The sequence below is a fragment of the Pseudomonas sp. S1(2024) genome, assembly GCF_046557535.1.
The window spans coordinates 97,079-108,372 of record NZ_JBKGFP010000002.1 but is presented as its reverse complement, the minus strand read 5'-3'; the positions used below and the strand labels follow the sequence as shown (position 1 = coordinate 108,372).

At 64.4% G+C, this 11,294-nt stretch carries 12 protein-coding genes; 9 read left to right on the top strand and 3 right to left on the bottom strand.

Annotated features, from left to right (window positions below):
- The first annotated feature begins 178 nt into the window (after window positions 1-178).
- The 5 genes from ACLCGK_RS03715 to ACLCGK_RS03695 all read left to right on the top strand — a co-directional run bounded on the left by ACLCGK_RS03715 (window position 179) and on the right by ACLCGK_RS03695 (window position 4,096).
- Window positions 179-883 carry a TetR/AcrR family transcriptional regulator gene (locus tag ACLCGK_RS03715; RefSeq protein ID WP_182329152.1) on the top strand — a complete coding sequence of 235 codons (705 nt, stop codon included), beginning with the start codon at window positions 179-181 and terminating at the stop codon, window positions 881-883.
- 29 nt (window positions 884-912) lie between these two features.
- Window positions 913-1,461, top strand: coding sequence for a hypothetical protein (locus ACLCGK_RS03710; protein ID WP_003258915.1), 549 nt, complete (start codon window positions 913-915; stop codon window positions 1,459-1,461).
- Between the two features lie 139 nt (window positions 1,462-1,600).
- Entirely contained in the window at window positions 1,601-2,878 is a 1,278-nt protein-coding gene (locus tag ACLCGK_RS03705) for a flavohemoglobin expression-modulating QEGLA motif protein (protein ID WP_013971219.1), read from the top strand.
- Complete coding sequence (locus tag ACLCGK_RS03700) at window positions 2,850-3,773, top strand: alpha/beta hydrolase (protein ID WP_038408942.1); 924 nt, start codon at window positions 2,850-2,852, stop codon at window positions 3,771-3,773. The genes ACLCGK_RS03705 and ACLCGK_RS03700 overlap by 29 nt, the downstream gene beginning before the upstream one ends.
- The gene (locus tag ACLCGK_RS03695; protein WP_013971221.1) at window positions 3,770-4,096 is read left to right on the top strand and encodes a hypothetical protein; all 327 of its coding nucleotides are present in this window, start codon (window positions 3,770-3,772) and stop codon (window positions 4,094-4,096) included. The genes ACLCGK_RS03700 and ACLCGK_RS03695 overlap by 4 nt, the downstream gene beginning before the upstream one ends.
- 246 nt (window positions 4,097-4,342) lie before the next feature.
- Here the strand turns inward: ACLCGK_RS03695 and ACLCGK_RS03690 are convergent, their stop codons facing one another.
- From ACLCGK_RS03690 to ACLCGK_RS03680, 3 genes are all read right to left on the bottom strand, one after another.
- Window positions 4,343-5,134 (bottom strand): OmpA family protein, encoded by a 792-nt coding sequence (locus tag ACLCGK_RS03690; RefSeq protein WP_015269164.1) that lies wholly within the window; start codon window positions 5,132-5,134, stop codon window positions 4,343-4,345.
- A gap of 50 nt (window positions 5,135-5,184) precedes the next feature.
- Window positions 5,185-5,598, bottom strand: coding sequence for a DUF4398 domain-containing protein (locus tag ACLCGK_RS03685; RefSeq protein WP_003258911.1), 414 nt, complete (start codon window positions 5,596-5,598; stop codon window positions 5,185-5,187).
- Window positions 5,599-5,873: 275 nt separating this feature from the next.
- Window positions 5,874-6,218, bottom strand: a complete 345-nt coding sequence (locus ACLCGK_RS03680; protein ID WP_013971223.1) for a type 1 pili tip component — start codon at window positions 6,216-6,218, stop codon at window positions 5,874-5,876.
- A gap of 200 nt (window positions 6,219-6,418) precedes the next feature.
- Between ACLCGK_RS03680 and ppc the strand changes: the two genes are divergently transcribed.
- The 4 genes from ppc (at window position 6,419) to ACLCGK_RS03660 (ending at window position 11,292) form a co-directional block, all read left to right on the top strand.
- A complete protein-coding gene (gene ppc / locus ACLCGK_RS03675) occupies window positions 6,419-9,046 on the top strand; it encodes a phosphoenolpyruvate carboxylase (protein ID WP_410951298.1) in 2,628 nt (875 codons plus the stop codon).
- A gap of 257 nt (window positions 9,047-9,303) precedes the next feature.
- A complete protein-coding gene (adk, locus tag ACLCGK_RS03670; RefSeq protein ID WP_003259830.1) occupies window positions 9,304-9,954 on the top strand; it encodes an adenylate kinase in 651 nt (216 codons plus the stop codon).
- 241 nt (window positions 9,955-10,195) lie between these two features.
- Window positions 10,196-10,870: a tRNA (adenosine(37)-N6)-threonylcarbamoyltransferase complex dimerization subunit type 1 TsaB gene (gene tsaB / locus ACLCGK_RS03665; protein WP_410951297.1), complete on the top strand. Its 675-nt coding sequence runs from the start codon at window positions 10,196-10,198 to the stop codon at window positions 10,868-10,870.
- Window positions 10,871-11,001: 131 nt separating this feature from the next.
- Window positions 11,002-11,292, top strand: coding sequence for a hypothetical protein (locus tag ACLCGK_RS03660; RefSeq protein ID WP_025337946.1), 291 nt, complete (start codon window positions 11,002-11,004; stop codon window positions 11,290-11,292).
- Window positions 11,293-11,294: the final 2 nt, after the last annotated feature.

The window sequence follows — 11,294 nt, the reverse complement described above, 5'->3', positions numbered from 1 at the left end:
TCCCACAGGGACCCCACAGGTCCTTGCAGGTGTGGTTTCCCCCGGGAGCTGTTTTGCCAGCCATCATAGGCCTGCACAGGTCCTGAATGTGGTGGGGTCCCTGTGGGAGCGGGCGCGCCCGCGAAGAGGCCGGCACTGACGAAACACTGTCCATGAGGTACCCCCCGTGACACCCGCAATGCCTCACCAGGGCGCCGCTGGCATCGCCACCGCCGTCGCCGAAAGCGTGCAATACCAAGGCCGCAAGACTGCCCGCCAGGGCAGCGAGCAGCGTCGCCAACTGATCCTCGACGCCGCCATGCGCATCGTCGTGCGCGATGGCGTACGCGGTGTGCGCCATCGCGCCGTCGCCGCCGAGGCCGGTGTGCCATTGTCGGCCACCACCTACTACTTCAAGGATATCGAGGACCTGCTCACCGATACCTTTGCCCAGTACGTCGAACGCAGCGCCGCCTATATGGCCAAGCTGTGGGCCAATACCGAGGTGGTGTTGCGCCAGTTGCTGGCCCAGGGTGACGGCAGCCCGCAGGCGCGGGCGCGGTTGGCTGACGAGGTAGCACGCATGACTGCCGACTACGTGCAGCGACAACTGCTGAATCGCCGCGATTTCCTGATGGCCGAGCAGGCCTTCCGCCAGGAGGCGCTGCTGTGCCCGCGCCTGGCTCAACTGGTGTGCGCCCATGACCAGATCCTGCTGCATGGCACCCGCCAATTGCTGCAGGTGGTGGGCTCGCAGCAACCGGAACAGGACGCCCAAATGTTGACGGCGATTATCGAGCAGATGGAATATCAGGGCCTGCTCAAGGATGCGAACGCGCAAGCCGATGGGCAGATGCTCGCTATGCTTAGCCGATACCTGCAGCTGGTGCTGGCATCGGCCTGAGCCGAGACCGACTTTTCAAGGAGAACCTGATGAAAGCCTGGCGTGTGGTGTTGTTGACTCTGTCATTCCTGCTGCTGGGCGGTTGTCTGGTGACCTTCCACGAGCCCTTGCCTAGCAACCAGGCGGCGCCCAAGGCCCTGCTCGGCAAGTGGAGCAGCAAGGACGCCTGGGGCGAGCCGCTGAAGTTGGTGATCAGCCGTAGCGGCGGTGATGCCTACAAGGCGGTGGCCACGGCCAAAGGCAAGGCCCCTGAGGAATACGTGTTCACCGTGTCGCGCCACGGCAACCGCTGGTACCTGTCGGCTGGCGTGCCGAAGCGCCTGGGTGGCAATTTCCTGATCGGCGGTTTCGATATTGTCGATGGCAAGGAACTGGTGGTCTACAACCTGGATGTCGAGCAGGTGCAGCAGGCGGTGGACAAGAAGGAGCTGACCGGGCGCAGCACCGAAGTGCCGGAAGACAACGGCGACGGCGTGCTGATCGACAGCCCGTCGGCGCGGGTGCTGGCGTACCTGGACGACCCGGCCAACTCCGACCTGTTCGTTGAAGTGGCGCGGTTCCAGCGCTCCGGCAAGTAAATACCTGTGCCGGCCTCTTCGCGGGCTTGCCCGCTCCCACAGGTACAACGCTGCTCTCGACTGTGGCGCCCCTCCTGTGGGAGCGGGCGAGCCCGCGAAGAGGCCGGTACAGGTTTCTTGTACTAGAAAGGAGTCCCCGGTGGACGAATACCAGCAAACCATCCGTGCCCTGTCCGACCGCATCGTTGCGGCACAGACCCCGATCCGGGTTCTGGACGCGGTGAAGTGGGACGACAACATCCGCCAGGGTTTCCTCAAGGCCAAGGGCAAGGAGCCGCCGGCCGTCGACCGTGCCTACTACCAGTCGCGCCCGCTGGCGTTCGACTCCAGCGCGGTCAAGGCCGAGTTCCAGGGCATCGAACGCGACATCATTCGCCAGCTCGGCCAGTTCAACCCGGTCGGGCAGATCATGAAGCGCATGTGCCGCGAATACCGCATGGTGGTGCGCATGCTCGAAGCGCGTGGCACCGAGGATTTCGGGCTGATCTCCCAGGAACTGTACGGCGCTGCCTCGGATGCCTTCCACGCTGGTGATCCGACCCTGGCCGACCTCGGCCTGATGCTGTCGGACTACCTGAACAACATCGATGGCCGTGGCGACCTCAAGGACGAGCCGAAGAACCTCACTGCCAAGGAAGCCGTGGAAATCCTCCAGCACCGGTTGAACAAGGTATTCGGCGAGGCCGAGGAGACCATCCGTGTGTTCGAGTCCGACGGTATCGTCGCCGATGCCGCGGCCGGGGCCGACTACATCAAGGTGCGTGCCGACGCCATGTTCAACTCCCGTGACGTGCGCGCCCTGGAGGTGCACGAAGGGCTGGTGCATGTCGGCACCACGCTCAACGGCCTGAACCAGCCGATCTGTACCTTCCTGGCCAAGGGCCCGCCCTCGTCGACGGTCACCCAGGAAGGCCTGGCCATCCTCATGGAGGTGATCGCCTTCGCCTCCTACCCCAGCCGCCTGCGCAAGCTCACCAACCGCACCCGCGCCATCCACATGGTCGAGGAGGGTGCCGATTTCATGCAGATCTACAACTTCTTCCGCGAGCAGGGGTTCGAGATGGCGCAGAGCTACAGCAACGCCAGCCGGGTGTTCCGCGGGTCGGTGCCCAATGGCCTGCCATTTACCAAGGACTTGTCCTACCTCAAAGGCTTCATCATGGTTTACAACTACATTCAGTTGGCCGTGAAGAAAGGCAAGCTCGAACAGATCCCGTTGCTGTTCTGTGGCAAGACCACCCTGGAAGACATGCGTACCCTGCGACAGCTGGTCGAGGAAGGCCTGGTCGAGCCGCCCAAGTACCTGCCCGAGCAGTTCCGCGACCTCAATGCGCTGTCGGCCTGGATGTGCTTCTCCAACTTCCTCAACCACCTGAGCCTGGACCGTATTGAAGCCGATTACGCGAACATTCTCTGAGTGCTGCCGCCTGCTGGCCCTGGGTTTGATCCTGCTGGGCCTGGGCGGTTGCAGCAGCCTGCTGTTCTATCCCGAGCGCGGGCAGCCGTTCACGCCCGAGCGGGCCAGGCTCGAGTACCGCGATGTCACTCTGATCACTGCTGATGGCATCCGCCTGCACGGCTGGTGGTTGCCGGCCAAGGCCGGGGTCGAGGTCAAGGGCACGGTGCTGCACCTGCATGGCAATGGCGGCAACCTGCCTGGGCACCTGGGCGGCAGCTACTGGCTGCCGGAGCAGGGCTACCAGGTGTTGATGATCGATTACCGCGGCTATGGCCTGTCCCAGGGCGAGCCGAGCCTGCCCGAGGTGTACCAGGACATCGCCGCGGCCATGGCCTGGCTGGAGCAGGCGCCCGAAGTCAAGGGCAAGCCGCTGGTGCTGCTGGGGCAGAGCCTTGGCGGGGCCATGGCCATTCACTACCTGGCGGCCCACCCGGAGCAGCGCCAGCGTTTCAGTGCTTTGGTATTCGACGGTGTGCCGGCCAGTTACCGTGCGGTCGGGCGCTTTGCCCTCAGCACCTCGTGGATGACCTGGCCGCTGCAGGTGCCGCTGTCGTGGCTGGTGCCGGACGGTGACAGCGCGATCCGCTCGATCGAGCAGCTGAGCAGCCCGCCCAAGCTGTTCTTCCACAGCATCGACGATACCCTGGTGCCGATGGACAACGGCATCCGCCTGTACCAGCACGCGCCAGCGCCGCGGGTGCTGCAACTGACCCGTGGTGGCCACGTGCAGACCTTCGCCGACCCGACCTGGCGCCAGGTGATGCTGCGTTTCCTCGACGACCCCAGCCATTTCAATGGCCTGCGGCGGCTGGCCGAAGTGCCCAATTACCCTGACGAGAAGAACAAGCAATGAGTGAAGAACGCAACGCCATCCCGCTGATCCTGACCGGTGTCGGCAGCATCATCGTGACGGTGGGGGCCTTGTGGTACTACGGTTACCTGCATTTCGCCAAGCCCGAAGATGCCCTGTTGCTGCAGGACTTCACCATGCTCAAGACCATCCCCGGCGAGGACTACAAGGTCTCGCTGGACCCGGCACCACAAATGGCCCAGTGCGTCGACGGCGTGTTGGTGCTGTTCGATACCCAGCAGAAAGGCCTGACAGGGGTGCTGGTGGACAACCGCAAGCGTGCTGTGCGTTGCATGGGCGAGGAAACGCCGCAGCAGGTGCAGTGAGCCATTATCTCTGCTGCCTGTGCTGGCCCTTTCGCGGCTAAAGCCGCTCCCACAGGGACTGTGCAAAGCTCAAGATATCTGCTGCCTGAACCGGCCTCTTCGCGGGCACGCCCGCTCCCACAGGGATCGCGCAAAGCTCGAAACTGGCGCCGTACCTGTGGGAGCGGGCAAGCCCGCGAAGAGGCCAGCACAGGCAAAAGAAAGCCCCGCTTCGATCGCGGGGCTTGTCAGTTCAGCTAGCCAGCCTTACTGCTGTACCTGGCTCACAGAGCGAGGTGCCACCGGTTGGTTGTCGTTGGAGATGGTCACCTCCACCCGGCGGTTCTGCGCACGCCCCGAATTGCTCGAGTTGTCCGCTACCGGGTACTCCTTGCCATAGCCCTGGGCGACGATGCGCGCTGGGTCGACGCCAGCACGTACCAGTGCCATCCGTACGCTGTTGGCGCGGCGCTCCGACAGGCCCTGGTTGTAGTTGGCCGAGCCGACGCTGTCGGTGTAACCCTCGACGATCACCTTGCGTTCCGGGTTTTCCTGGAGGAATTGCGCCAGCTTGGTGACGTTCGGGTAGGCGTTGCTCTTGAGTTCGGCCTTGTTGAAGTCGAACAGCACGTCTCCGAAGGTGACCAGCGTGCCGCGGTCGGTCTGCTTGGCGTTGAGGCTGTCCTGCAGCTTGGCGATCTGTGCGTCGCGTGCGTCGAGCTTGGCCTGGGCGCGCTGGGCCGAAGCGTTTTTCAGTTCGCTTTCGGCAGTGCGCAGGGCGATGGTCTGCTTGGCCACTTCGACGCGCTGGTTGGTCAGGTAGGCCAATTGGTCGACCTTCTTCTCGTCTTCACGGTCCATGTAGGCCTTGTCGGCCTTGTTCAGCCAGTCCTGGGCGTCCTTGGTCTCCAGCGCCGCAACCTTGCTCGATTGCGGGTCGCTCTGCAGCGAGGAGAAGTTGGTGCGGGCCGATTCGAGGTTGGCGTTAGGGTCGTGCGAGCAGGCGGCAAGGCCGACGCTCAGGGCCAGCAGGGCGGGAATCATGACGTAGTTGCGCATAGTGTTCATCCTTTGATCGTGTGCGAAGACCGAGGTGGGCAGGGCAGGGCTCACTGAGCGCTGCGCAGGCCTTCCTCACGTACGTCCTGAACGCCCTGGCGGGCATCCTGCACGGCCTTCTGGGCCTTGGCCGCCTGGGCCTTGCGTTCGGCGAGGCGGGCGTCCCACTCGGCCTGTTCGGCCAGGCGCCTGGCGTCGTCGTACTTCTTGTCATGCATGGCGATCTCGGCCTGCTTGAACTTGTCCTGTGCCGCTTTCATTTCCACGGCGGCGAACTCGGTGCCGCCAGCGCTGACGGCCGAGTTCACGGCGGACTGGGTGACTGCATACTGCTCGGTGGGCGGGTTGCCCGCACAGCCGGCCAGGACCAGGCTGCTGCCCAAGGCCAGCGCTGCCAGCTTGAACCCGCGCACATGAGTGGATGAGGGTTTGTAGATGCGGGTGTTCTTGGTGGTCAGTTCCATTGGATCACTCCTGTTTACGACGTTGTCCGTAGCAGTCCATCGCTCGTTCCCTGACACGTGCGCGCGCTTCAGCTCAACGGTGCACAACGGCAGGTGTGCAGGGTTTTAGCGTGATGGCTATTGGCTGTGACTGACGCGTTTTTCGGATAGTTCAGAAAAAATCATCGTGAGCGGATTACTATTTCTGACTAATCGGTCAGTGCGATTCGCCCGGAACTTTCGCGCGGCGTAGCGGTATTCCGGGCCTTTGCCAGGCCCGGAGCGGGGGCGGCGGGTTACTTCTCGCTGTCGGCTGCTGGGTTGCTCAGGGCGTGCAGATGCTGTCGCGACAGTGACAGAAAGCGCGGAGTAGGGCCGATGTCCTCGTACAGCGGGTCGCCTTCCTCGTCGGTGGCAATGACCTGGCGGCCTTGCACATAGGGGAAGCTGGCCTCCAGTTCCTCGAGGGCTGCCGCGACCAGCTCTCCGAGCAGTTCCTCGGCGGTGCGCTTGGGGTACATGTCGATCAGCGCGGCCAGGCGCGCTTCGGACTCAAGGTCCAGATGCAGGACATGGCCCGTGGGGCTGAGGGTACCGGCGGCATTCTGTTCCCAGTGCTGGGCGAGTTCACGGATTTTCATGCTGACCTCTGTTGACGCCTGAAAGGGCTGCAATGCATGGGAGTGTCGTGCTTTCACTTTAGTTTGCTTTGGCCGATCACGGCTTGCCATCGGCGCCTGGCTGTGGGCACTCTTGGAGCGAATACCGCGCTCCCACAGGGGATCGCGTAAAGGCTGAAAAAGGGATGCAATGCGCCAGAGCCGCGCCGGAGAGAGGGCCAATGACCGATATCGATGTGCGTTTGCGTGAAGATGTCCATGTGTTGGGTGAACTGCTTGGCGATACCATTCGCCAGCAGCATGGCGAGGCGTTCCTGCAGAAGATCGAGGACATCCGCCACAGTGCCAAGGCCGACCGCCGCGGTGCTGGCGAGCAACTGAGCTCGACCCTGGCGGACCTGGCCGATGAAGACTTGCTGCCCGTGGCCAGGGCCTTCAACCAGTTCCTCAACCTGGCCAACATGGCCGAGCAGTACCAGTTGATCCGCCGCCGCGACGCCGACCAGCCCGAGCCGTTCGAGGCCCGGGTGCTGCCCGAGCTGCTGGCGCGCCTGAAGCAGGCCGGGCACAGCAATGATGCCCTGGCCCGGCAATTGGCCAAGCTCGACATCCAGCTGGTGCTCACTGCGCACCCCACCGAAGTGGCTCGCCGCACCCTGATCCAGAAGTACGACGCCATCGCCGGCCAACTGGCTGCCCAGGACCACCGCGACCTGACCCCGGGGGAACGCCAGCAGGTGCGCGAGCGCTTGCGCCGGCTGATCGCCGAGGCCTGGCACACCGAAGAAATCCGCCGTACCCGACCGACGCCGGTGGACGAAGCCAAGTGGGGCTTTGCGGTAATCGAGCATTCGCTGTGGCACGCCATCCCCAGCCACTTGCGCAAGGTCGACAAGGCCCTGCTGGAGGCTACCGGCCTGCGCCTGCCGCTGGAGGCGGCGCCGATCCGCTTCGCCTCGTGGATGGGCGGTGACCGTGATGGCAACCCCAACGTGACCGCAGCGGTCACCCGCGAAGTCCTGCTGCTGGCGCGCTGGATGGCTGCCGACCTGTTCCTGCGCGACATCGATGCGCTGGCTTCCGAGTTGTCCATGCAGCAGGCCGACGATGCGCTGCGTGAGCAGGTCGGCGACAGTCCCGAACCCTACCGCTCTCTGCTCAAGCAACTGCGCGATCGCCTGCGAGCAACGCGCGCGTGGGCGCATTCGGCATTGACCAGCAGCCAGCCGGCCAGCGCCGAGGTGCTGGTGGACAACCGCGACCTGATCGCGCCGCTGGAGCTGTGCTACCAGTCCCTGCACGCCTGCGGCATGGGTGTGATCGCCGAAGGCCCGTTGCTCGACTGCCTGCGCCGCGCCGTGACCTTTGGCCTGTTCCTGGGCCGCCTGGACGTGCGCCAGGACGCCGCTCGCCACCGTGATGCGTTGAGCGAGATTACCGACTACCTGGGCCTGGGGCGTTATGCCGACTGGGATGAAGAGCAGCGCATTCAGTTCCTACAGGCCGAGCTGAAAAACCGCCGGCCACTGCTGCCCGCGCATTTCAAGCCGCAGGCCGAGACCGCCGAGGTGCTTGCCACCTGCCGGGAAATTGCCGCCGCGCCAGCCGCATCGCTGGGCTCTTACGTAATCTCCATGGCCGGTGCCGCCTCGGATGTGCTGGCGGTGCAGCTGCTGTTGAAGGAGGCCGGCCTGACGCGGCCCATGCGCGTGGTGCCGCTGTTCGAGACCCTGGCCGACCTCGACAATGCCGGCCCGGTGATGCAACGCCTGCTTGGCCTGCCAGGCTACAGAGCGAACCTGCGCGGCCCGCAGGAAGTGATGATCGGCTATTCCGACTCGGCCAAGGACGCTGGTACCACGGCAGCGGCCTGGGCGCAGTACCGGGCCCAGGAAAACCTGGTGCGCATCTGCGCCGAGCACCAGGTCGAATTGCTGCTGTTCCACGGCCGTGGCGGCACGGTGGGCCGCGGCGGTGGCCCGGCCCACGCGGCGATCCTCTCGCAGCCACCGGGTTCGGTGGCGGGGCGCTTCCGCACCACCGAGCAGGGCGAGATGATCCGCTTCAAGTTCGGCTTGCCGGGTATCGCCGAGCAGAACCTGAACCTGTATCTGGCTGCGGTGCTGGAAGCCACCTTGTTGCCACCGCCACCACCGCAGCCTGCCTGGCGCGAGGTGATGGACCAGCTTGCCGCCGATGGCGTCAAGGCCTACCGCGGCGTGGTGCGGGAGAACCCCGATTTTGTCGAGTATTTCCGCCAGTCGACCCCGGAGCAGGAACTGGGGCGTCTGCCGCTGGGCAGCCGACCGGCCAAGCGCCGCGCCGGTGGCATCGAAAGCCTGCGGGCCATTCCGTGGATCTTTGGCTGGACCCAGACCCGCCTGATGCTGCCCGCCTGGCTTGGTTGGGAAACGGCATTGAACAATGCCCTGGCCCGTGGCCAGGGTGAACTGCTGGCGCAGATGCGCGAGCAATGGCCGTTCTTCCGCACCCGCATCGACATGCTCGAGATGGTGCTGGCCAAGGCCGATGCGCAGATCGCCGAGGCCTACGACGAACGTCTAGTGCAACCGCACCTGCTGCCTTTGGGTGCGTACCTGCGCGACCTATTGTCGCAGTCGTGCCAGGTGGTACTGGGCCTTACCGGGCAGCCGGTGCTACTGGCGCACAGCCCCGAGACGCTGGAATTCATCAGCCTGCGCAATACCTACCTGGACCCGTTGCACCGCCTGCAGGCCGAGTTGCTGGCCCGCTCGCGCAGCCGCGAAGCCGCTCTGGACAGCCCGTTGGAGCAGGCCTTGCTGGTGACTGTGGCGGGTATTGCAGCCGGCCTGCGCAACACCGGCTGAAGGTAGGCCCGGGGCGCACAGGGCAGGTGTCGTGCGGGGGATGCAAGTGGGCGAAGAGGGTGGTTGCGCCGGGCGCAACCGCCTGCCAGGCCGGCCGTAGGTGGCGCAATCCTGCAACTTTGGGACGCTTGTCTGGCTGCCGGGCGCTGTGTATCTTGAGCAGCCTTCTGACCGATTTATGGTCATACCCGATTTTCCGGACTTGGCCCTGGTCGCCGAATCCATTGAATTTCATAACAAAATTTGAGGAGCACGAGATGCGCGTAATTCTGCTGGGAGCTCCCGGGGCCGGTAAAGGTACTCAGGCAAAGTTCATCACCGAAAAGTTCGGTATCCCCCAGATTTCCACCGGTGACATGCTGCGTGCCGCCGTCAAGGCTGGTACCCCGCTGGGCCTGGAACTGAAGAAAGTCATGGATGCCGGCCAGCTGGTCTCCGACGAGTTGATCATCAGCCTGGTCAAGGAGCGCATCGCCCAGCCTGATTGCGCCAAGGGCTGCCTGTTCGACGGCTTCCCACGCACCATCCCGCAAGCCGAAGCCATGGTCGCTGCCGGTGTCGACATCGACGCCGTGGTCGAAATCGCCGTGGACGACGAGGAAATCGTCGGCCGCATGGCTGGCCGCCGCGTGCACCTGGCTTCGGGCCGCACCTACCACATTCAGTACAACCCGCCGAAAGTGGAAGGCAAGGACGACGAGACTGGTGAAGACCTGATCCAGCGTGATGACGACAAGGAAGAGACCGTTCGCCATCGCCTGTCGGTTTACCACAGCCAGACCAAGCCGCTGGTGGACTTCTACCAGAAGCTGTCGGCCGCCAATGCCGGCAAGCCGAAGTACAGCCACATCGAAGGCGTCGGCTCGGTCGAAGCCATCACCGCCAAGGTCCTGGCAGCCCTGAGCTGATCCAGCACCCGACGCACCTCGACAACGGCCCGCTTGCGGGCCGTTGTCGTTTGGGGGGCTGCTTAAGCAGCCCATCGCCGGCAAGCCGGCTCCCACAGGACCGCGCCGATTCCGAAGGCTGTGCCGTACCTGTGGGAGCTGGCTTGCCGGCGATGGGCCGCACAGCGGCCCCTTGCGGACACAACGCCGCGGCTGCTCTATACTGCCGCTCTTTTCCCCCTAGTACCTGGATACCCGTTCGATGACCACCCTGCTGGCCCTGGATACCGCTACCGAAGCCTGTTCCGTCGCACTGCTGCATGACGGCAAGGTAACCAGCCATTACGAGGTGATCCCGCGCATGCATGCCCAGAAGCTGCTGCCGATGATCAAGCAGCTGCTGGCCGAGTCCGGCGTGGCGCTGAATGCGCTGGATGCCATCGCCTTTGGCCGTGGCCCGGGCGCTTTCACCGGCGTGCGCATTGCCATCGGGGTGGTCCAGGGCCTGGCCTTCGCACTGGAACGCCCGGTGTTGCCGGTGTCCAACCTGGCCGCACTGGCCCAGGGCGCGCTGCGCGAACACGGTGTACAGCAAGTGGCGGCCGCCATTGATGCGCGCATGGATGAAGTGTATTGGGGCTGCTACCAGGCCGCCGAAGGTGAAATGCGCCTGGTCGGCCAGGAGGCAGTGCTGCCGCCCGAGCAGGTGGCGCTGCCGGCGGGCAGCGCTGGCGAGTGGTTCGGTGCCGGTACCGGTTGGGGCTATGCCGAGCGCCTGGCGGTGCAGGTGGCCGCCAGCAATGCCAGTGCCTTGCCCAACGCCCTGGACATCCTCAGCCTGGCCAGCTTTGCCTGGGCGCGTGGCGAGGCGATCATTGCCGAGCAGGCGCAACCGGTCTACCTGCGCGATAATGTAGCGACACCCAAGAAGCGCTGAGTGTTTTTCGTCGGTTATCGCCGATGACACTAAAACCTTTTGCGCGATCTGTGGTCCAGTTATCACTCGAGCATTAGCGATGGAACCCTGATGCTGCTAAATTGCCATCATTGGTTCTGAGTGCTCATGCCATGCGTATCGACGGTTTCTCATCGCAGTCCTATCCGATCAAGCGCACCCCGCGCAAGGCAGCGGTACGTGACGAGGCCATCGATGATGCCGAGGTGATCGAGGAGGTCGAAACCGCCCCTCAGGAAGCCACCGCCCGCCGTCGCAGCGGTGGCCTGCCAGCCCGCCAGCAGGACATGATTTTCCCCCGCGCCCGTGACCGCCGCACCGCTACCGCATTGGCCAGCTACCTGAGTACTGCCGGTTTTACCGACTGGGACATGGAAGTACTGGGGCTCGACCTGTACATTTAGTG

What these genes read in the sequence shown, in the direction of transcription:
- ACLCGK_RS03715 (WP_182329152.1), top strand. Translation starts at nt 179, where the DNA reads ATGCCTCACCAGGGCGCCGCTGGCATCGCCACCGCCGTCGCCGAAAGC.
- ACLCGK_RS03710 (WP_003258915.1), top strand. Translation starts at nt 913, where the DNA reads ATGAAAGCCTGGCGTGTGGTGTTGTTGACTCTGTCATTCCTGCTGCTG.
- ACLCGK_RS03695 (WP_013971221.1), top strand. Translation starts at nt 3,770, where the DNA reads ATGAGTGAAGAACGCAACGCCATCCCGCTGATCCTGACCGGTGTCGGC.
- ACLCGK_RS03690 (WP_015269164.1), bottom strand. Translation starts at nt 5,134, where the DNA reads ATGCGCAACTACGTCATGATTCCCGCCCTGCTGGCCCTGAGCGTCGGC.
- ACLCGK_RS03685 (WP_003258911.1), bottom strand. Translation starts at nt 5,598, where the DNA reads ATGGAACTGACCACCAAGAACACCCGCATCTACAAACCCTCATCCACT.
- ACLCGK_RS03680 (WP_013971223.1), bottom strand. Translation starts at nt 6,218, where the DNA reads ATGAAAATCCGTGAACTCGCCCAGCACTGGGAACAGAATGCCGCCGGT.
- ppc (WP_410951298.1), top strand. Translation starts at nt 6,419, where the DNA reads ATGACCGATATCGATGTGCGTTTGCGTGAAGATGTCCATGTGTTGGGT.
- adk (WP_003259830.1), top strand. Translation starts at nt 9,304, where the DNA reads ATGCGCGTAATTCTGCTGGGAGCTCCCGGGGCCGGTAAAGGTACTCAG.
- tsaB (WP_410951297.1), top strand. Translation starts at nt 10,196, where the DNA reads ATGACCACCCTGCTGGCCCTGGATACCGCTACCGAAGCCTGTTCCGTC.
- ACLCGK_RS03660 (WP_025337946.1), top strand. Translation starts at nt 11,002, where the DNA reads ATGCGTATCGACGGTTTCTCATCGCAGTCCTATCCGATCAAGCGCACC.